Source organism: Paenibacillus jamilae (assembly GCF_050482105.1).
GTDB lineage: Bacteria > Bacillota > Bacilli > Paenibacillales > Paenibacillaceae > Paenibacillus > Paenibacillus jamilae_B.
Window position 1 is genome coordinate 36,940 of sequence record NZ_JBCNHI010000018.1, and the last position, 20,760, is coordinate 57,699.

General features: G+C 43.5%; 17 protein-coding genes. 14 read left to right on the forward strand and 3 right to left on the reverse strand.

Features of this window, described 5'->3' with window-relative positions; genetic code table 11:
- Positions 1 to 22 precede the first annotated feature (22 nt).
- The 9 genes from ABEW32_RS15280 (at position 23) to ABEW32_RS15320 (ending at position 12,612) form a co-directional block, all read left to right on the forward strand.
- On the forward strand, positions 23 to 898 hold the full coding sequence (locus tag ABEW32_RS15280) for an SDR family NAD(P)-dependent oxidoreductase (protein ID WP_430188893.1): 876 nt from the start codon (positions 23 to 25) through the stop codon (positions 896 to 898).
- Between the two features lie 61 nt (positions 899 to 959).
- On the forward strand, positions 960 to 1,913 hold the full coding sequence (locus ABEW32_RS15285; protein WP_430188896.1) for an acyltransferase domain-containing protein: 954 nt from the start codon (positions 960 to 962) through the stop codon (positions 1,911 to 1,913).
- Positions 1,914 to 1,944: 31 nt separating this feature from the next.
- Complete coding sequence (gene fabD, locus ABEW32_RS15290; protein ID WP_430188898.1) at positions 1,945 to 4,299, forward strand: ACP S-malonyltransferase; 2,355 nt, start codon at positions 1,945 to 1,947, stop codon at positions 4,297 to 4,299.
- Between the two features lie 165 nt (positions 4,300 to 4,464).
- A complete protein-coding gene (aspS, locus tag ABEW32_RS15295; protein WP_430188901.1) occupies positions 4,465 to 6,234 on the forward strand; it encodes an aspartate--tRNA ligase in 1,770 nt (589 codons plus the stop codon).
- A gap of 162 nt (positions 6,235 to 6,396) precedes the next feature.
- The gene (locus ABEW32_RS15300) at positions 6,397 to 8,457 is read left to right on the forward strand and encodes a glycosyl hydrolase 115 family protein (RefSeq protein WP_430188904.1); all 2,061 of its coding nucleotides are present in this window, start codon (positions 6,397 to 6,399) and stop codon (positions 8,455 to 8,457) included.
- Between the two features lie 119 nt (positions 8,458 to 8,576).
- A complete protein-coding gene (locus ABEW32_RS15305) occupies positions 8,577 to 9,239 on the forward strand; it encodes an S-layer homology domain-containing protein (RefSeq protein ID WP_430188907.1) in 663 nt (220 codons plus the stop codon).
- Between the two features lie 258 nt (positions 9,240 to 9,497).
- On the forward strand, positions 9,498 to 10,166 hold the full coding sequence (locus ABEW32_RS15310) for a uracil-DNA glycosylase (protein ID WP_430188909.1): 669 nt from the start codon (positions 9,498 to 9,500) through the stop codon (positions 10,164 to 10,166).
- A 16-nt stretch (positions 10,167 to 10,182) separates the two neighbouring features.
- A complete protein-coding gene (locus ABEW32_RS15315) occupies positions 10,183 to 10,605 on the forward strand; it encodes a hypothetical protein (RefSeq protein ID WP_430188911.1) in 423 nt (140 codons plus the stop codon).
- Positions 10,606 to 10,725: 120 nt separating this feature from the next.
- The gene (locus ABEW32_RS15320) at positions 10,726 to 12,612 is read left to right on the forward strand and encodes an Ig-like domain-containing protein (RefSeq protein ID WP_430188914.1); all 1,887 of its coding nucleotides are present in this window, start codon (positions 10,726 to 10,728) and stop codon (positions 12,610 to 12,612) included.
- Positions 12,613 to 12,688: 76 nt separating this feature from the next.
- On the opposite strand, the gene ABEW32_RS15325 is transcribed toward ABEW32_RS15320, so the two are convergent.
- A complete protein-coding gene (locus ABEW32_RS15325; RefSeq protein ID WP_013371923.1) occupies positions 12,689 to 12,991 on the reverse strand; it encodes a hypothetical protein in 303 nt (100 codons plus the stop codon).
- Positions 12,992 to 13,376: 385 nt separating this feature from the next.
- Entirely contained in the window at positions 13,377 to 13,571 is a 195-nt protein-coding gene (locus ABEW32_RS15330; protein WP_430188916.1) for a hypothetical protein, read from the reverse strand.
- Between the two features lie 140 nt (positions 13,572 to 13,711).
- On the opposite strand from ABEW32_RS15330, the gene ABEW32_RS15335 reads away from it, so the two are divergent.
- A complete protein-coding gene (locus ABEW32_RS15335; RefSeq protein ID WP_430188918.1) occupies positions 13,712 to 14,149 on the forward strand; it encodes a NucA/NucB deoxyribonuclease domain-containing protein in 438 nt (145 codons plus the stop codon).
- Positions 14,150 to 14,153: 4 nt separating this feature from the next.
- On the opposite strand, the gene ABEW32_RS15340 is transcribed toward ABEW32_RS15335, so the two are convergent.
- Positions 14,154 to 14,318: a hypothetical protein gene (locus ABEW32_RS15340; RefSeq protein WP_430188920.1), complete on the reverse strand. Its 165-nt coding sequence runs from the start codon at positions 14,316 to 14,318 to the stop codon at positions 14,154 to 14,156.
- A 115-nt stretch (positions 14,319 to 14,433) separates the two neighbouring features.
- Between ABEW32_RS15340 and ABEW32_RS15345 the strand changes: the two genes are divergently transcribed.
- From ABEW32_RS15345 to ABEW32_RS15360, 4 genes are all read left to right on the forward strand, one after another.
- Entirely contained in the window at positions 14,434 to 16,182 is a 1,749-nt protein-coding gene (locus ABEW32_RS15345) for a sensor histidine kinase (protein WP_430188922.1), read from the forward strand.
- A gap of 46 nt (positions 16,183 to 16,228) precedes the next feature.
- On the forward strand, positions 16,229 to 17,854 hold the full coding sequence (locus ABEW32_RS15350; protein ID WP_430188924.1) for a response regulator transcription factor: 1,626 nt from the start codon (positions 16,229 to 16,231) through the stop codon (positions 17,852 to 17,854).
- A gap of 119 nt (positions 17,855 to 17,973) precedes the next feature.
- Positions 17,974 to 19,656 carry a type 2 periplasmic-binding domain-containing protein gene (locus ABEW32_RS15355; protein ID WP_430188926.1) on the forward strand — a complete coding sequence of 561 codons (1,683 nt, stop codon included), beginning with the start codon at positions 17,974 to 17,976 and terminating at the stop codon, positions 19,654 to 19,656.
- 188 nt (positions 19,657 to 19,844) lie between these two features.
- The gene (locus ABEW32_RS15360) at positions 19,845 to 20,735 is read left to right on the forward strand and encodes an ABC transporter permease (RefSeq protein WP_016822416.1); all 891 of its coding nucleotides are present in this window, start codon (positions 19,845 to 19,847) and stop codon (positions 20,733 to 20,735) included.
- Positions 20,736 to 20,760: the final 25 nt, after the last annotated feature.

A 20,760-nucleotide genomic window follows, 5' to 3' on the forward strand; every position in this document is an offset into this window, starting at 1 on the left:
TACGAATGATCCGGAGGTAAACATGAGGGAGTTTAAAGAGAAGGTAGCCGTGATTACAGGAGCTGCCAGCGGAATTGGCCGAGCTCTTGCAGAGCGATGTGTCAATGAAGGGATGAAGGTCGTTTTGGCAGATATTGAGGAGGGAGCTCTTCTAAGGACTGAACGAGAATTGCAAGAAATGGGCGCAGCTACACTCTCCGTCGTAACTGATATTTCCAAAGAAGCTGATATTCGTTTATTAGCACAAAAAACAGTTCAGACCTTTGGCGCAGTACATCTTTTGTTCAATAATGCAGGGGTGGATGCCGGTACAGGCCGCTTACTATGGGAAAATACTGTGGCAGATTGGCAGTGGGTAATCAACGTAAACATTTGGGGAATTTTGTTTGCTACCGAATTTTTTGTTCCTATTATGCTGAAGCAAAAAACTCCATGCCATATTGTAAATACAGCATCGATTGCCGGTCTGCTATCCGGCCCCGGAAATGGAATATATAGCGCATCAAAGCATGCGGTTTTAAGCCTGTCTGAAACGTTATACCAAGAGCTTAGACTGATCGGTTCTAATGTGGGAGTGTCGGTTGTATGTCCGGGATTCGTTCGTACTCAAATTATGGATGCAGAGCGGAATCGCCCGACAGAGCTACGTAAGCCAGATGGAAGCGGTAATCTTCCACCCGAAAGACAAGTAATTACCGAATTGGCTCGCAAGGCTGTCCAAAATGGAATACTTCCAGAGGATGTGGCCAATCAGATTTTTGAGGGCATCCGAAAAGGGCAGCTATATATTATCACAGAGCCGAAATTCAAACCTGCAATCAGACAGCATATGGAGAATGTTCTTAATGAAAGTAACCCTACAGCCTCCCAAATGCAATTAGTGCGCAATTTGTTGTGACTGTGAAATGTAGAGTAAATGCTTAGGCGAGTCTGATCAATACGTTGTGGGGGTTACTCGGATGGACAGATCAGTAGTTTTCATGTTTTCAGGCCAAGGTTCACAATACTATGGCATGGGAAAGGAATTATATATGTCCAACCCGGTTTTCCGTACATGGATGACTAGGTTGGATGAGATTCATATGGATGTTACAGGCAGGTCTGTATTAAAAACGCTCTACGATGACACGCGTCGCAGGGGAGAAGAGTTTGACAACCTGCTATATACGCACCCTGCGATTTTCATGGTTGAATATGCGCTCACACAGGTGTTATTGGAAAAGGGAATTTACCCTGATTATGTTTTAGGCTCTAGTTTGGGTGAGACCGTATCTGTTGCTGTGGCCGACTGCTTGAGCTATGAGGACACTCTTCAATGTATTATCAAGCAAGCTCAGCTGGTGGAGGCATACTGTCCGAAAGGGGGCATGATGGCCGTCATTGGCGATCCCGATCTGTATGACGAAGTGCCCGTATTGAATACCAACTCAGAACTGGCAGCCATCAACTTTGACTCGCATTTTGTCATTTCAGGCAGCTGCGAAGGTCTGGCAGAGATTGAACACTATGTGAAAGCAAATAAAATGATCTATCAAAGGTTGCCAGTTCACTATGCTTTTCACGCTTCCTTCATGGACCCTATTGCATGGGACTATACGGCGTACTTAAAGCTTAAGACTATAAGGAGCCCCAGAATAAATATGGTTTCATCTATGTACGGCGGGAAGGCTACATGGCTTGACAGTCGTTTTCTTTGGGATGTTACTAGAAAGCCTATGCAATTTCAGAGCGCTCTAAAGTGTCTGGGAGACAGGGACGGGGTTGTTTATATTGATCTCGGCCCCTCGGGCACGCTTGCTAATTTTGTGAAATATAATTTTGGTCCCAAGAAAATGGCGAGCGTTCATTCCGTTCTCTCCCCTTTTCAACAGGATATCAAAAACTTGGATCGTCTGTTCGAAATATTTGACTAATATGCATCCATTACTAACAAGGAGGAAATCAATGATCGCATATCTGTTCCCTGGACAAGGGGCTCAAGTGAAAGGTATGGGCGAAGGACTATTCGAAGAATTTCCAGAATTGGTTGCCCAAGCGGATGTAGTTCTTGGTTATTCTATTCAGAAGCTGTGCCTTGAAGACCCTGCCAAGCAACTCGGACAAACGGATTTCACCCAGCCAGCGCTATTTGTCGTAAATGCCTTAAGTTACCTAAAAAAAATAAGAGAGACCGGAAGAAAACCCGACTATGTTGCAGGTCATAGCTTGGGTGAATATAATGCTTTATTTGCTGCGGAAGCGTTTGACTTTGAAACCGGCTTGAAGCTGGTCAAAAAAAGAGGAGAGCTGATGGCACGTGCTGCTGGCGGCGGAATGGCGGCAGTATTAGGCTTGAAAGAAGAAGTGTTTCGGGAAGTAATGGAGAAAAATAAATTAATAGAGCTCGATGTTGCCAACTATAATTCGCCCAGCCAGATTGTCATTTCAGGGCCAAAGGAATTAATTGAGCAGGCGAAACCGATTTTTGAAGATGCAGGAGCCAGAAATTATGTGGTTTTGAATGTAAGTGGCGCATTTCACTCCAGGTATATGGAAAATGCCAGACAGAAATTTGAGGCTTATGCGGCGTCATTCGATTTCTCGAAAATCAAAATACCCGTTATTTCCAATGTCCATGCCAGAGCCTACAAGCAGCAGGATTTAAGAAGCACGCTGATCAACCAGATTGTAAGCCCGGTCAAGTGGTCGGAAAGTATACGCTATCTGATGGGTAAAAGTGTAACCCAATTTATCCAGATCGGGCCTGGTAATGTCGTGGCAGGATTGGTTAATGCCATACAACGAGAAGCAGAGCCATTGATCGTGACAGAGGTTGAAGACCGAAACGAACAGGTACAGAAGGGGATGTCGAAGGATACGTTGAGAAATGATGAATCGATATCTGAAAAGCGACAGGCTCCCAGAACAAAATCCGGTCATGACGTACTGGGATCCAGCAAACGATTTACTGCGGAGTCTCTTGGGCATAGCGAATTTAAACAAGATTACGGAATTAAGTATGCGTATCTTATAGGCTCTATGTACAAGGGAATCTCTTCAAAAGAGATGGTCGTAAAAGCAGGAAAGGCAGGGATGATGGGTTTTTTTGGAGCTGGGGGAGTGAAGATGGATGTTCTGGAGGAAGCCATTAAATATATTCAAAAGGAATTGAACCGTGGCGAAGCCTATGGAATGAATCTGATTCATGTGCCAGACCACCCAGACATAGAAAATAACATCGTTGATTTATACATAAAATACGGTGTTAGAAATATTGAAGCCTCTGCGTTTATGAGTATCACACCTTCTTTGGTAAGGTACAGGCTGAAGGGACTGAGACGGAATGCACAGGGAAACGTAACGCCACAGAACAGAATTATAGCGAAAGTATCCAGACCCGAGGTTGTTGAAGCCTTTCTGAGTCCTGCGCCTCAGAATATTATCAATAAGCTGTTGGCGGAAAATAGGATCAGCCGGGAAGAAGCGATGATGGGAATGGAAATTCCCATGGTAGATGATTTGTGCGTCGAGGCTGATTCGGGTGGGCATACCGACCATGCAGTGGCATATGTATTGGTTCCGCTAATGCTTCAGATGAGAGATGAAGCGATTCGAAAATATAAATACAATAAAAGCATAAGGGTAGGGGCTGCTGGGGGAATAGGGACTCCACAAGCTGCAGCGGCGGCGTTTATATTAGGTGCTGATTTTATTATGACGGGTTCTATCAATCAGTGTACGGTTGAAGCAGGAACGAGTGATGAAGTAAAGGATTTGCTCCAGCAATTAAACATTCAGGATACAGACTACGCTCCAGCAGGGGATATGTTTGAAATGGGTGCAAAGGTTCAGGTTATGAAAAAAGGAGTGTTTTTCCCGGCCAGGGCGAATAAATTATATGATCTTTACCGTAATTATAATTCCATAGATGAAATGGATAGAGAAACAAAACACTATATTGAAGAAAAGTATTTTAAGAAGAGTATTGAACAAGTCTACGAAGATATTAAAGCTTATTACCCGCCTCAAGTCATTGAAAAAGCTGAAAGAATTCCAAAACGTAAAATGGCTTTGATATTTAGATGGTACTTTACTTATTCTACCCGACTTGCCCTGAATGGGGACAAAAATAATAGGGTCGATTATCAAGTACACTGCGGTCCAGCCCTTGGTGCTTTTAATCAATGGGTTAAGGGGACAGCCCTGGAGGATTGGAAGAATAGACATGTTGACGATATAGGACAAAAAATAATGACTGGGACTGCAGAGCACCTGAATGAAAGATTTACAGCATTAACTGCTAGTCTTCTTACAGTCTAGTTGAAATCAAGTAATGGCGGGAAGCTAATAATAAAGTTAGCATGTTCTAACCGAATAAGCCCATGGCGGGATTCATACAAAATTGAATGACAATACCTGCAACAGACCATGGGTTACATCATTGAAACCATTTAGATATTAGGGTAAAAGAAAGAGGGTGTTTTCGTGCATAGATATAGAACTCATAACTGTGGAGAGTTGAATCAGACGCATGTCGGGGAAATCGTGAGAATTGCAGGCTGGGTTAAAAATATTCGTAACCTCGGTGGGATTGCTTTTATTGATCTTAGGGATCATTATGGGGTTACGCAAATCGTTGTCTCTGATCCTAATGAATTAAAGGATTTTGTATCCAAGATCAATAGGGAATCAACCATCTCTGTTATAGGAGCTGTATGTCACAGGTCCGAAAGTACGATCAGTCCTCATATGAAAACCGGTTATATTGAGGTCGTTGCCAATGAGATAGAAGTGCTAGGGAAAGTCATGAATCCGTTGCCTTTTGAGGTATCTTCAGCCCATGAAGCCCGGGAAGATTTAAGATTAAAGTATCGTTTCCTGGATCTGCGTAATGAAAAACTGCATGATAATATTGTTCTTCGCTCTAAAGTAATCCAAAGTATACGAAAAAAGATGATCGGCCTGGATTTTTTAGAGATTCAGACACCGATTCTGACAAGTTCATCTCCAGAGGGTGCCAGAGACTATTTGGTTCCTAGTAGAGTGCATCCAGGCCAATTTTATGCCTTGCCCCAGGCACCTCAACAATTTAAACAGCTATTAATGGTTTCCGGCTTTGATAAATATTTTCAAATAGCCCCGTGCTTTAGAGATGAGGATGCAAGGGCAGACAGATCACCCGGCGAATTTTATCAGTTGGATTTGGAAATGGCTTTTGCAACACAGGAAGATGTTTTTAATGTCGTTGAAAACATGCTGTATGAAGTTTTTTCTGAATTTACAAATAATAAAATCTCAAAGCCTTTTAGTAGAATTCCATATCAAGAAGCTATGCTTAAATATGGGAGCGATAAACCTGATTTAAGGAATCCATTAATTGTCCATGATGTTACAGAGCTTTTTGCAGAGAGTGATTTTAAAGTGTTTAACAATAAGACGATAAGGGTTATTGCTGTTCCTGATTGTGGAGGGCAGCCAAGAAGCTTTTACGACGACATGGTAAACTTTGCTGCTGAAGCTGGAGCGAAAGGCCTTTCATGGATTAAGTTCAATAATGATATGTCTATTGGCGGCTCGATTGCAAAATTTATATCGGAGAAGATAAAAAACGAATTAATCAATGTAACGCAAGCTGGTCCGGGATATGCACTGTTTTTTGCTGCTGATGAGCTTAAAAATGTCGAAAAAATAGCCGGTGCTGTCCGAAATCAATTAGGCAAAAGGCTGGATTTATTGGAAAAGGATACGTTTAGGTTTTGCTGGATCGTTGATTTCCCCATGTTTGAATTGGACCCTGATACTCAAAAAATAGAGTTTAGCCATAATCCGTTTTCAATGCCGCAAGGCGGTATGGAGGCGCTGCTAAATATGAACCCTCTGGATATCCTGGCGTACCAATATGATATTGTATGTAATGGAATTGAATTGTCCTCAGGCGCTGTCCGTAACCATGATACGGAGATTATGGTGAAAGCCTTTGAGATTGCAGGTTATACATATGAAGAGATCAAGAGTAAATTTCCTGCACTCTTTAATGCTTTTCAATTTGGGGCACCCCCTCACGCAGGTATAGCACCTGGAATTGATAGGATTGTAATGATCCTTGCAAATGAATCGAATATTCGAGAGGTTATTGCTTTTCCAATGAACAGCAAAGCACAGGATGTATTAATGGGAGCCCCTTCAAAGGTTAGTGACAAACAATTGAAAGATGCACATATACAGTTGGCGGTGACTCAGCCACAAACTGAATAATAATTCAATCGCTTAAGCCGGTACCCTCTGGGACCGGTTTTTTTGTTTTTATTTGGCTTTATAGCGTGCCTGTTATTCAATTAAAGACTATCTAAGAAGGTCATCAACCTATAAAATAAATAAGAAGCATCCTCATAGTTGAAAAATAGGAGATGACAACAAATGAAAGCTTGTGAACCTCTGATCATTTCATCTGAAAGCGGATACAATCTTCGAATCCATGGAAATGAGCCAATTGCCCGCGCTTGGAATATGATTGCGCGAGATCATAAACATGTATTTGGTCAAGAGCCACGGCAAACCGAAAAAGAGCCCTCAATCGTTATTCGTTATACGCAAGAAGGGGATGATTGCCCAGACTGGCCAGAGGGCTATTGTCTGCGTTTTGTTGCTGGCAGCAAGGGAACAATCCTTCATATTATTGGTAATGATGAATTGGGGATCATTTATGGTTTGCTTCATTATAGTCGCTACGCTTTAGGCGTGGAGCCGTTCTGGTTCTGGGCGGAGCTTCTCCCCCCTCAGCAGGATACCATAGTTTGGCCGAGTCAGAATTATGACAGTCCCCAGCCTAAGGTTCGATATCGGGGATGGTTTGTTAATGATGAAGTCTGCTTAATTGGCTGGAAGGATGAATATCCACCGACAGAGCAGGTATGGCAGCCCGTCTTTGAAGCGTTATTGCGCTGTGGTGGAAATATGGTAATTCCAGGGACAGATTTACCACGCACGGGCATTCATCATAAGCTGGCAGCAGAAATGGGTTTGTGGCTTACACATCATCATGCTGAGCCGTTGGGTGCGGAGATGTTTTTGCGTGCATTCCCAGGTAAACAAGCTAGTTACAGAGAGCATCCCGAGTTATTTGAACAGCTATGGCAGGAAGCGATAGAACGGCAAAAGGGAGAACAATTGGTATGGGTATTGTCTTTTCGCGGGCAGGGTGACAAGCCTTTTTGGGAAGATGATCCTTCCATTAATACGCCTGACAAACGGGGGCAATTGATATCGTATGTGGTTCGCAAGCAGTACAATATGATCTGTGAATGTGTAGAGCATCCTGTGTGCTGTATGGCGATGTATGGTGAGATTGCCGAGTTATACAAGCAGGGGTATATCGAAGTGCCCGCAGGGGTGATCAAAGTATGGGCAGACAATGGTTACGGTAAAATGGTATCTCGGCGCCACGGGAATCTCAACCACCGTATACCAGCCCTACCCGAGGCAGAGGATGGAGGTAAGAATGGAGTATATTATCATGTGACCTTTCACGACTTGCAGGCGTCGAACCATCTTACCCAATTTCCTTCCTCTGTCAGTTTAATCGTAGACGAATTAACAGCAGCGTTTACTACAGGAGCTGATGAGTATTTGCTGGTCAATTCAGGTAATATTTTGCCGCATGTATATACGCTGGATTTGGTAGCGAATGTATGGACGAATGGCGAAGTGGATGCTGAAGCTCAGCTTACTGATTTTGTCGCGCGCTTGTACAGTTGTCAGCATCAAGAAATTTCCCAATTATACCGTGATTATTCCCGTTGTACTATTGAATATGGCCCACATAAGGATGATCGGGCAGGCGAGGAATTCTACCACCATCCAGCTCGGCAAATGATGGGCTTTTGGCTGCAAGGCAAAGCAGGCCACGATGAACGGCTGTGCTGGGCTACTGGAGAAAAGCCTTTTGCTGAACAGGTAAGCTGGTTCAAGCAAAAAGCCGAGTCGGCAATCCCTGGCTGGGCTGAACTGCGAGAGCGGTGTCTACAAATTATGAAGCACTTGTCTGAAGATGAGAATCGCAGGCTGTATAACCAACTGCTTGTACAGATTGAACTGCATTTAAGCGGTTCACGTGGACTGGCTCGCTTATGTCTTGCTTATGGGCTGTTTCTTGAAAAAGAATATGCACGGGCATTTATTCAAGCTTCTCATGCAGTGTGGAGCTTCCAGATGGGTAAAGAAGCACTTTCACTTGCAGAAACTGGAAGATGGGAGCATTTTTACCGAGCAGATTGGTTAACCAATCTGGATAACACGATCTCTCACGCGGACACTGTGCGTAGATTTCTTCGACTTCAGGGAGACAGTCCGGATATGTTCTTGTGGTCCAAACAATATTTAATGCCAGAGACAGAAAAGTATATTTATCTTGAGAATACGCATCGCAAGCCTCTTCCCGATGATGAATTGGCACGTTGCTTGGAGAAGGTATTATATTAAAAAGAACAGCATGCATTATCAAAAATAGCGGCATCTGCTGCAACCTTTCCAGCTTGAACCACGTCAAGGAAGTTGTTATGGCCAAGCAGCCTAATTCAACTACTAAGGTGGAACTTAACATGAGCATGAGAAAAAATGCAATCGCAGCTCTTGCGACGGTAGCCCTTTTGTCCTTCTCTAGTGAAGGTCACTTGTTTGCGGCAGACAGTCAATTCAAGGATTTAAATCACGTAAACGGCAAAGAAAAAATCACATCCCTTAAAGATCGAGGTTTCATTAAAGGTGCCTCTGACACGCAGTTTCTCCCCTCATCTAAAGTGAGTGCTGCCCAGGGCATTCAGTTGATCTCGGGCGGATTTCAGCTCAGTTTGGCCGCTATTGATTTGAACAAGGCGCCACAGGCGAGTGGACTATTCACCCAAGTTAAAGATACCGCATGGTACGCTGAAGCTTTTATCAACGCATATTATAACGGTATTGATATTCCGAAAGATATCAATCCTGCCAAAGCTTTGACCAAGGAAGAGTTCACCTATATGTTGATTCAAGGCATGGAAAAAGCAGGTGCTCTTCCCATGATTAAAATTGCGCCTGCGAATATCGCAGATGACAGCGAACTGGAGCCTGCTTATCAAGGCAGCATCCAGCGCTCGCTAGTGTACAAGGTCAACGTACTGGATGGGAGTGAGAAGTTTCACCCTAAAAGTGAGATAACACGCGCCGAAGCTGCTGTTATGTTATATAATGCATTGGAATACCTGAATGCTCATCCAAAGCTATAACAAATACATTGAGCAGGAGCTTGTTTCTACACGGTTTTAAACACACATTTACTTGACATCAATACCGTGAATGCTATAATAAGGAAATCGAATTTAGACCCCGCGGTAGTTGACTATCGTAAGAAAACTTTTCTGGTCCTTCGGCATAGAAACACAAGTAACGAATAAATAAGCTGGCTCCGGATGAGGGGTCAGCTTTATTTGTTTGGACAAAAGTTTACAGCTTTCACAGATTTACATATTGAGAGGAGACGCGGTATGTTCGGGAATGACTGGGATGAGGTACTACGAGAAGAGATCGAAAAGCCTTACTTTAATGAATTAAGGTATACATTAGCCCGAGAGTACAAGTTACATAAGGTGTACCCTCCAAAAGAAGACTTGTTTTCAGCACTCAAATTAACGCCATATCATCTGACCAAAGCAGTTATATTAGGACAGGACCCATATCATGGAGAGGGACAAGCTCACGGTTTGAGCTTTTCGGTTAGACCCGGTGTGCGTATACCGCCCTCCCTACAAAATATATACAAGGAGCTGCGCGATGATGTCGGCGCTTCTATTCCGAATCAGGGATATCTTGTTCCTTGGGCTGAGCAAGGCGTGCTGCTGCTGAACAACGTGCTGACCGTGCGTGAAGGACAACCACAATCCCATCAGGGAATAGGTTGGGAACGTTTCACGGATGCTGTCATTGAAGCGATTAATGAACGTGAACAGCCGGCAGTGTTCATCTTGTGGGGAAGCCATGCTCAGAAAAAAGCCAGCTTCGTGAATACCAGCAAGCACCTGGTGCTGAAATCTGTCCATCCGAGTCCATTGGCGGCACACAGAGGTTTCTTTGGCAGCAAGCCTTTTTCGCGTACTAATGCATTTTTACAGGAGCATGGAATGGAACCGATTCGGTGGGAGATTCCTAACCGCTAGCACGGGAGGTGAGGACATGCGTCAATGGAAGGGACGTCAGGTCATTTTATATCACGGCAACAACGGTCATACCCAAAAGGTGCGCGGCATACTTGAAAAATGGGATGATATACGAAAATGCGTTATTTTGGGCCCTAAAATGCTGGCTATTCCTTTTGAAAATATTTCGCATATTACCATGCTTCCTCCGGGGCGTGAGCGTAAAAGCCGCCATCCAGCAAGGCTGAATGCTCTCGGTTATGTAATGAATGTTCCGTTACAGTTTGATAATGCCATTCATTTTCAGTCGGCGGTGACGATTTGGAGGGACGAGCAGCTGATTGCTTACAATGTAAAGCTGATTAGTCACTCGGCAGACCATGTAATTCTTGAGGATGGACAAACCTTATCGAAGGAAGAGCACTTGTTTGTAGTAAGGTCATTGCGTGGAGAGCTTTAACTGTTATAATTCACCTTTTTTTGATGAAGGGTTCAATTTAGTTAGCTGTTTACCGATAAAGGATAATGGGATTGTTAATAATACCCTGTTTTATAGTATGAAACCAAGGGAGAGAAACGAATGGAGCGTATGAAACGTATGAGCAAACGGAGTACCTTCTTACTTGCTTTGCTGATGTTTGTATTCGCAGCATGGCCAGCAGGGCTGACCCAAGCGGAAGGGAACACGACCTCAACGGTACAGTGGGACAGTCAAAATCCGACCACAATCAATCTGGGTGGAAACCCCGCTCAATTAAAAGTGTGGTCTGTGACGGAGAACGGTAAAACAGATATAACCGAAAGAGCTGAATGGATCTCCGGGGACTCGAGCATTTTAAAAGTAGAAAAAGGACTCATTACCCCGGTATCCAAAGGGCAGATTAAGATTGTCGCCACATATGATCAGAAAACGGTAAGTACGACAATTACGGTAAAATCGCCTTACAGCAAGCTGCAATTCAATCCGGTGGGTCCACTGAATTTGACCATTGGCGGAGAATCAAAGCAATTGACTGTTCAAGGTGTGCTTAGCGCAGGCGGCACGGAGAATGTGTCTGGTGTGGAATGGACATCCTCGAATGAGGCTGTTGCAACCGTAGAAAATGGACTTGTACGTCCTCTTGCCAAAGGCGTGACTTACATTAAAGCCGCCAAAGACGGACTGAATGCACAATTGATGGTGTATGTGCGTTCTTCATCCCAGGCATTGGTACTGAGTGCATCTGGCTCCAAATCGGTCTATCTGGGTAGCTCCCCAATTCAGGTTACTGCAACTGATGTAAACCTGACTGGCGGCAAAACAGATGTGACCAACACGGCAGAATGGACTTCCTCTAATTCGCTGGTTGCTACGGTGGAGCAAGGTAAAATTACACCGATGGATGTAGGGAATTCGACCATTACAGCCTCTTATCATGGTTTGAACAAGACTCTGAAGATTAATGTACTTCCGACTGTCGAAAAACTGGTCTCAAGCAAAGACAGTCTGACTCTCGAAACTGGCAGCAAAACTTCTCTTCCAAGTATATCTGCTTATTTGGTCAATGGAGCTAAAAAAGCAGTTCAATCCGATGTGAAATGGAGCTTAAGCAGTGAGAGTGCAGTCAAGATTGCAGATGGTAAGCTGGTTGCAGTCAACCCAGGGAGTGCAACATTGACAGCGACAGTAGGTGCGCTCAAGCTGGACATTCCAGTGACCGTACAATATAAAGTTCTCAAGCTGACGGCTTCTGAGAAAAAATATGTATTGGTTGCAGGCCAAGAAACAAGTATTCCGACCGTAAAGGCACAAATGGCTGGTGGCGGAACAGTGGATGTTACCAACCAGGTAAGCTGGGTAGCTACAACAGCTGCAGTTACAGTAGGAAATGGAAAAATAAAAGCGGTGAGTGGTGGCAACTCGGGAATCAAGGCAATGTATATGAATAAATACGTGAAGGTGCCTGTCATTGTGGAGGGAGCCATTTCTACACTGACACCGAGCTTTTCGAATGCTGAAATGAATTTGAAGGGAAGTAAGTCCATTAAGGTCGTCGGTACCTATACAGATGGTAAAAAGGTTACCCTGAGCAGTAAAGTGAAGTGGACAACATCGAATGCTTCCGTAGTGGTCGTAAAAGGGTCTTCCATTAAAGCAGTTGGCATTGGAACAGCAACCATTACGGGGACGTATCAGGATAAGTCATTTAACGTGGAGATTAAGGTAACACCTAAGCTGCTCAAGCTGGTATTGAGCAATAAAAACCTGAAGTTGCCTAAAGGCTCATCTCAAGTGCTTAGCGTGAGTGCCGTTTATGACTCAGGTGCATCTGCCAATGTGACCAATTCAGCAGTATGGACATCCTCCAAACCGTCGATCGTACAGGTTACAGCTGGTCAGGTAAAGGCCTTGGATAGCGGAAGCTCCAGCATTAAAGTAGTCTATGGTGGTAAAAAGGTAACGACTTCTGCCAAAGTGTTAAAATAGTCTACGCACATTGCCATATCCCGCGCATATCAAACAAATAAACCCCCGGTCCAAAGACCGGGGGTTTATTTTCAGCTTATTCTACGCCGTCCTGATAATGATTTTTCCAATGCTTATCGCCTTTGTGTGCGAAATCTTCAACTGTTTTCTCCAGCGTAGCTACCAGTTGGGCTTTAATCTCAGCAATTGTGTCGCGAAATAATCTTTCTTCCGTACCATTGATTTTTTCACCATATAAAGCTTGGGCGGCTACAAATTGACGATGTTGTTCTACAAAACTGTCAATCGAATGCAATGCATGCTCCACGTATTGTGAAATGCTATGATGCTCGTTAGGCAGTTGTAATTTTAATTCCTTAACTCTGTTTAATAATGCCATGATGATCACCTCGTGCGTTTTGTTATGTCAATAATTATACATCATTTTCGGAAAAGTTTCATTAAATTTCGATTAAATTGTGACTTTTATTATGTCATGATTGCATTTTCATTGGTGATCAGGCATAATTTCGGAATTTTATATCTTTCCCTTGGTATCGTGATTTCCAAATTTAAAATATATGATGCAAAGATAATGTAAGAGCAAGCTGCGACAGCTGCCTTTCTGGCATGCTATAATGGGGAAAAACCCGAGTCGGAAAGGTTGTCAGTATGGTATGAAGCTTTTTAAAGGTTTATTTTGGGGAATTCTGATTAGTCTTCTCCTGTGGTGCGCCTTGTTCGGGCTTGTCCGCTGGATGACTCATTAAGTCGCTTCCTGTATGCTATACAATAACTCTTGCGACTGTATCCACGTCATTAACAGAAATCGTATATACGTGTTCGTCATCGTAGAGCTTAAATTGCTGAGTTTCTTGGTCAGAAAGGAGCTTAGGCCAGCCAATTAGGGTATTTCCATTCAGTAACCGGATTACAACAGCTTGCATTTGGCTCACGGCCAGTTTGATCTCATCGTTCATTCGTTCAACCTCCTCTCTATACTATTTGTCGTCGGATATTAAACCTTTTTTTATAGTCAGTAAGGGGTTACAAAAAATAAAGTCTAGGGATTGCCTTAGCTGAAGGTCATTTACTGGAATAGCTTGAAAGGAAGAGTAAATTGAAGAAAAAGTTGCTAAGTTTTATAGCCTTAGTGCTGCTCGCTGTGGGGGCGTACTGGTTTGAAGGAGGCAATCTTCTTACGAAAATAACAGGAGAGAACCCGCCTTCATCAGCTCAGATAACGCTGCAATTTCCATCAGGCCGTTATCCTGAAACGGCACAGCATATTAAGGAAGCCATTCAGGCGGGAAAATCACCAGTGTGCACAATCGATCGTGAAGGAGCCGAGCAAAATCGTAAGCATTCACTTGCGGGTGTCCCTACTCGTAAAGGGTTCGATCGTGATGAATGGCCGATGGCTATGTGCTCAGAAGGGGGCAAGGGTGCCAACGTCAAATACATAGCCCCTAAAGATAATCGTGGGGCAGGATCATGGGTCAGTCACCAGTTGGATCAGTATGAGGATGGGACTCGTGTAAAATTCGTTATTAAGTAGTTTTTTATCTATTATTTTTACCTTTTTTATCCTTAGGTGTTTCCTGTTTAGCTTTAATCAGCGCCAGAAAATCAAAAAAATCACCTAATGTATTGAAGCCGGCGCCTAAAATGGCCAAGTCTTCAGCGGATAGTTGATTTAACCATTCCATTTGCTTGGAGTCAAACATATTATCACCGCCAACCCTTAATAATGTATAGTATGTAATGGCGGCAACGAAGGTCAGGGCTCAGGCATACCTTTTAAGTATGCCTGTTTTTTGTGCAGAGGATGTGTGAAAAGTCATGTTTAAATTTAATTTTTATACTAAAATCGTTTCCATCGTTATCGTATTGCTTATACCTGTGCTGATCCTGTACGTCTACTCTAATCAGACCACAACTGGCGTATTACGTGAGGAACTGAATCAATCCAATTATAATCAGCTGACTTTTTTTCAAAACCAGGTGAATACGAATATTGAGATGATTTCCTCCTGGCCGCATCTGCTGATTCATGATCCCGATGTAGCCAGTTTTCAAGCGATTTTTTTAAAGGACAAGGTTCTCAATCTGGATGGAATTAACCTTGTCAAGCGCATCCAAACCAAGCTTGGGCTTCAGGAAAGCTCTTCTAATTGGAGAACAGGACTAAGTATATATTCCCCTTCGCTTGGACGAGTTGTATCGGAGAATGGAGCCAGTTCCTATGATCAGAAGGTACTAAACCAATCGATAACAAACGGCTGGCAGGTATCTAAAAAAAGAGTGTACGGAAAGGATCAATTTATATTTTCATTGTATACATTGTCCCCGTTTTCCTCTCTGGCTAATCCGGAAACCGCTAACACGATTATTAAAGTGGAGTTTGACAGCAGCAATATTCAGGATATGCTTGACCGCTTTAAAGGCGATGGACGAAAGGAGCCTTTTTATTATAAAAAAGGCGTAGGAGTAATTTATAATCGCTCTGCAAATGAAGAACTGTCGGGCCAGCTAATTACGAAACTGGAGAAATTGGGATTGCATGAAGTTGATAATCTGACCGTAAAAATTGGAGAAGAGAGTTACCTTGTTCATGCCGTTCTTTCGCAAACGACAGGTTGGTATTTGATTGATTACATGCCCTTGTCTGATATGATGTCTCCGATTTACTCATCTAACCGACTATTTTATATAACCGTTGTTGGCTCGCTATTGGTAGGCATCGTTGGTGCTTATCTCCTGCACTCACAGGTACAAGTTCCAATTCTCCAGCTTGTGCGGGCATTTCGGAGATTAAAGGATGGAGACTATGCTGTTCGTTTGAGTCCTAAGGGTAGTCACGAGTTTGCCTTTCTGTCACGTCAATTCAACCTAATGGTCGAACAGATTCAGGAGCTGTTTGAGAAAGTTTACGTTGAGAAGCTGCATGTAAAGGAAGCACGTCTAAAGCAGCTCCAGTCTCAAATCAATCCTCATTTTTTTTATAATTGCTTTTCCTTTATTACGAGCATGGCCAAGCTGCGTAATCATGAGGCGGTCGTGGCCATGGCTCATAATTTGTCCAAATATTATCGTTATACAACAAGACAGGAAAGAGATTTGGTTCCTTTATCGGATGAAGTCGAGTTTGTGCAATATTATTTGAAAATTCAGCAGATGCGTATGCCACGGTTAACGTTTACTATTGATATTTCTTCACAGGCCCATAGTCTGCTGGTGCCGCCACTTATGTTGCAGCCACTGGTGGAAAATGCAGTGCTGCACGGAATAGAACCTCAGGCGGAGGAAGGGATCATCCGTATTATGACTGAGCGTGTCGGCTCATTTATGTACTTGATTGTAGATGATAATGGACTTGGTTTAAGTGATGAGGGTATAACGTCCCTTACATTAGCACTTGAGAAGCCTGTAGAAGAAAAAAGTGGCTATGGGTTATGGAATGTGCATCAGCGTATGCGATTACATTTTGGTGAAGAAGCTGGGCTGGACTTCTCATTGTCTCCACTGGTGGGATTGAGAGTGATTTTAAAATGGCCACTGTCAATTGCAGAAGAGCAGGAAGACGCTTAATCCATTCTTCGTCAAGTTCAAGAAACAGTAAAATTGGAGGATACTGATGGTTCAAATATTACTAGTAGATGATGAAAGCTATGTTACTGAAAGCCTGGCGGCAACCATACCGTGGGAAACGTTGGGAATCGAGAGAGTTCATCAAGCAACTTCTGCCCTGGCAGCAGTAGATGTGCTGGAAGCGCACGATATTGATATTCTGGTCACAGATATTCGTATGCCCGGCATGTCAGGATTGGAGCTAATTGTTGAAGTAAACGAGCGTTGGCCGCACATTCGAAGTTTATTACTGACAGGCTATGCCGATTTCGAATACGCTAAAAAAGCGCTTCAGCTTAAGGCCTTTGATTACATTTTAAAGCCGGTGGATGATGAGGAGTTTATCAAATGTGTGTCAGCTGCCATGGATTCGCTAAAGGAAGAATGGGAAGCATTCGACAAGGTTCATCAATTACAATACAGTCGCAGGAACGATTTCGGTGTACTGCGCACCCATTTGATGCATGATTTGCTGCTCGGACGTGATTTGACTGTACAAAAAATAAAGGACAAAATGTCCGAGTACGAAATCAAGCTACGCACAGAGCATCCTGCCAGTATGCTGCTTATTCAGCTAGGCAAACATTTTTCGGATATGGATTATCACTCAGTGTCCTTAATTGAATATGCGATTGGAAATATTGCGGAAGAAGTATTCGCTCCTGATTTTCATGTTTGGCATTGCAAAGCGCCGCATGATTGCCTGATCGTATTAATAGAAGGGAATTGGGATGTGTTTCCTGAACGGACTGTGGATGAGCAGAATCATATTTTACGTGCGGCGATTGAAACCTTTCGAAAAAATGTGAGCAATTACTTGAAGGGGGAAATTTACGTCACGTTAACCAATTGGTTTCATTTCCCGGATGAGCTGCCCAAGCTATACCAGACAGCAATCAGATCCTTGTATTGGAACCAGCAGGAGGAGACGAATCCACTGCTATTCATAGAAGAGCAGACAGAACAGTCACACAGCTCAGTGAAGTCGCTGGAGGGGCTTTATATGCACCCTACGCTTACTCATCTGCTAGAGTCCAGACAATGGGAAGAGGCTGAGGAGAAATTGAGCCGTGTATTTGGCAAAATGGAAGAGACGGGATATACACGCGAGCATTTATATGAACTGTTTATTTCGGTGACGAGCGCCTTGATGTATATAGCGCACAAACAAGGACGTTTCATTACACAGATGGACCAGGTAGGCTTTGATCCGTTACACGCACAGAAATTGGTCCATTCGTTCCCCCACCTCAAAGAGTGGATATTTTCCATGATGAATAAGCTTAAAGCCGAGTGGTCGGCAAGCGAGCAAAGCGCCAAAAGCTATGTGGTCAAGCAGGTTCAGGAACTGATTGCCCAGGACAAAGGACAGGAGCTGTCTGTGAAGACGATTGCCGATCAGGTTTATCTTCATCCCGTCTATTTGTCTAAAATCTATAAAGCTGAAACTGGAGAAGGTCTGGGAGATTATATTATCCGAATGAGAATGGAACGGGCTCTTTATCTGCTCAAATATTCCAACAAAAAAATATATGAAATAACAACTGAACTCGGCTATCAGAATCCTCAATATTTCAGTAAGATGTTCAAGAAGCATTATGGAATGACTCCGCATGAATTTCGTGACCAGTAAAGACGAATGAGTAAAGATCAGTTGGGAAAGGTGCAGAAATATTTATTTTGTGACATAGGCTGCCAAGAAAAGCCTCTTATAATAAAAGAGTAGAAAATGATTTTTAGAGGGGGAACAACATGCGAGTTCATTCGAAAAAAAGGTTGCTGTCGTTGCTCGCCGCAACGATGGTATTAGGAGTTGGCCTTGTGGGCTGCTCTGGTACAGGAAATGATGGGAATGCGGACAGCACAGCTAAAACTGAAAACGTATACAAAGAAAAATACAGTCCTGAAGTCACCATATCCACGGTATGGGGTGTAGATCCCGCCTTAAAATTTAAAAATGGCGAATCTATCGAAAATAACGTTGCGACAAAATGGGCAAAAGAGAAGTTTGGTATTAATATAAAATCACTGTGGTCTGTTACGGATACAAACGGTGCATTTGCTACCAAGCTGCGTCTGGCGATGTCCTCCGGTCAGGAAATGCCTGATGTCGTTGTATTGGGGACAGAGAATGAACAACTGGCTCAAGATATGATCGATTCCGGTATGTTTGCTGAAGCTGGTCCGTTGTTCGATAAATATGCCTCGGATTCCTGGAAGCAGGCCATGAACCAGGATACGAACGTATGGAATCAGTATAGCCGAGATGGTAAAAAGATGGGTATCCCTGTGCTGGATTTCGCCTATAACCATGATTATGTATTGTGGGTACGACAAGATTGGTTGGATAAGCTGGGGATGAAGGCTCCTGAGACGATGGATGATCTGGAAAAAGTGATGGATGCCTTTAAAAATAAAAATCCGGACGGGTTGGCTCCAGACAAAGTGACCCCGCTCAGCATCGGTTTCAAAACATCCATGAACACTTGGATGGGTGACCCATCCTGGATTTTCGGGGCTTATGGCACACTACCCCAGCAGTGGAACAAAAGCGCAAATGGCAGCTTGGAATATGGCTCTGTGCAACCTGGTATGAAGCCGGGGCTGCAAAAGCTGAGCGAATGGCTCAAAAAAGGATATATCCCTCAGGAAGCAGCATTATGGGATGAAAATAAAACGACAGAACCTACAGTTGCAGGTACAGCCGGGATGATTCCTGGGCCATATTGGATGAGCGGCTGGCCGCTTCAAGATACGGTTAAAAATGCGCCGAGTGCCGTATGGAAGCCGATCAAGATTCCAGCCGGACCTGACAACAAAGCTATGCGCCATGGAACGCAGTACACCAATGGTGTCGTACTCATTAACAAACAAATGCAGCATCCTGAAGCCTTCTTCACATATCAAAATTACTTGTTTGATCATTATGCAAATGCCAAACCGGACGGTGATTTGTCGAATGGGCTGTTTAAGGGCTACGATTATGATTTAGATGCCAATGGCAAGCTGGTGTCTATTGATAAAATACCAGGCGGTTACGTAAACTCTATTCGTTATTTGCTAGTTCGTGATGGTGCGCGTATCCCTGATGCCCAAATGAAGGCTTTGTTAAGCTTGGCTGACGGTGCAGAACCGAAAACCAGACTGGAGAAAGATGTAATGGTGAATTACGGGAAAGACACTCCTGCAGCGGCCAAAGTGCTTATGGAACAAAAGGATATCTCTATGAAAGATCAGTTCACAGGACCAACCACGCCAACGATGAAGGCTAAAAAGGATTATCTCGATAAGATTGAAAGCCAGACTTTCAATGAAATTATTTATGGCAAACAGCCGATTTCTGCTTTTGATACCTTTGTGCAGACGTGGAAAGCCGCTGGCGGCGAACAAATTACAAAGGAAGTAAACGAGTGGTATAAGAGCGTCGAAAAGTAAAAACCATGGATGTTGTAAAACAAATTAGGAGGGCTGTCCCAAGGTGGACAGCCTTTTTACTTCAGCTTTATATGGACTAAATAAAAATGATTGCTTTTGTGCCATGTATGTTGGTTTTTTGAACTGTTGGGACTACGAAAACGCTTTTATAATTGAAGTATACCATGAGAGTTACAGGAGGAACTGCAATGAGAAGTCTGCAACGTACGTGGCCATTTCATATCATGCTGCTGCCAGCCATTATTTTCTTAATTGTATTCAGCTACATTCCGATGGGTGGCATTGTGATGGCCTTTCAAAATTACAAGCCTTGGCTAGGCATAACTGGTTCCGAATGGGTTGGACTGGATAATTTCCGCTTTTTGTTCCAACGGGAGGACAGTCTTCAGGTCGTATGGAACACGTTAATTATTGCTGTGTTAAAGATGTTTTTCAATCTGCTGGTGCCGTTTGTTTTTGCTATACTGCTGAATGAAATTCGCAAGGTTGGACTTCAGCGCTCCATTCAGACATTGGTGTATCTGCCACACTTTCTGTCCTGGGTTATCTTGGGCGGAATTCTGATTGATCTGTTGGCTACTGATGGATTTATGAATCGAATTCTTGGAAGTATAGGGATCCAGCCTATCTTCTTTCTGGGAGATAATAACTGGTTTCGGTTTACCGTCATTGTATCGGATATATGGAAGGAGTTTGGCTACAACACGATCGTGTTCCTCGCTGCACTGGCGGGTATCAATCCTTCGTTATATGAGGCTTCCGAGATGGATGGAGCGAGCCGATGGAGACAGACGCTGCACATTACTGTGCCTTCATTAATTCCGATGGTGGTCGTTGTTGGAACGCTTGCACTCGGCAATGTCTTGAATGCCGGTTTTGACCAGATCTTCAACCTTTATAATCCGCTGGTATACCAAAAAGGCGATATTATTGACACATTTGTCTACCGGACAGCATTGATCAATGGGGAGATGGGTTTTGCCACCGCCATTGGGTTGTTCAAATCCGTTATCAGTATGATTCTCATTCTGATATCTTATCGGCTTGCTTACAAATGGGCAGGTTACCGCATATTCTGATTCCACAAGGCTGAAAGAGGGAGAG

Coding starts and splice junctions, on each gene's coding strand:
- ABEW32_RS15280 (WP_430188893.1), top strand. CDS start 23: ATGAGGGAGTTTAAAGAGAAGGTAGCCGTGATTACAGGAGCTGCCAGC.
- ABEW32_RS15285 (WP_430188896.1), top strand. CDS start 960: ATGGACAGATCAGTAGTTTTCATGTTTTCAGGCCAAGGTTCACAATAC.
- fabD (WP_430188898.1), top strand. CDS start 1,945: ATGATCGCATATCTGTTCCCTGGACAAGGGGCTCAAGTGAAAGGTATG.
- ABEW32_RS15300 (WP_430188904.1), top strand. CDS start 6,397: ATGAAAGCTTGTGAACCTCTGATCATTTCATCTGAAAGCGGATACAAT.
- ABEW32_RS15305 (WP_430188907.1), top strand. CDS start 8,577: ATGAGCATGAGAAAAAATGCAATCGCAGCTCTTGCGACGGTAGCCCTT.
- ABEW32_RS15310 (WP_430188909.1), top strand. CDS start 9,498: ATGTTCGGGAATGACTGGGATGAGGTACTACGAGAAGAGATCGAAAAG.
- ABEW32_RS15315 (WP_430188911.1), top strand. CDS start 10,183: ATGCGTCAATGGAAGGGACGTCAGGTCATTTTATATCACGGCAACAAC.
- ABEW32_RS15320 (WP_430188914.1), top strand. CDS start 10,726: ATGGAGCGTATGAAACGTATGAGCAAACGGAGTACCTTCTTACTTGCT.
- ABEW32_RS15325 (WP_013371923.1), bottom strand. CDS start 12,991: ATGGCATTATTAAACAGAGTTAAGGAATTAAAATTACAACTGCCTAAC.
- ABEW32_RS15330 (WP_430188916.1), bottom strand. CDS start 13,571: ATGAACGATGAGATCAAACTGGCCGTGAGCCAAATGCAAGCTGTTGTA.
- ABEW32_RS15340 (WP_430188920.1), bottom strand. CDS start 14,318: ATGTTTGACTCCAAGCAAATGGAATGGTTAAATCAACTATCCGCTGAA.
- ABEW32_RS15345 (WP_430188922.1), top strand. CDS start 14,434: ATGTTTAAATTTAATTTTTATACTAAAATCGTTTCCATCGTTATCGTA.
- ABEW32_RS15350 (WP_430188924.1), top strand. CDS start 16,229: ATGGTTCAAATATTACTAGTAGATGATGAAAGCTATGTTACTGAAAGC.
- ABEW32_RS15355 (WP_430188926.1), top strand. CDS start 17,974: ATGCGAGTTCATTCGAAAAAAAGGTTGCTGTCGTTGCTCGCCGCAACG.
- ABEW32_RS15360 (WP_016822416.1), top strand. CDS start 19,845: ATGAGAAGTCTGCAACGTACGTGGCCATTTCATATCATGCTGCTGCCA.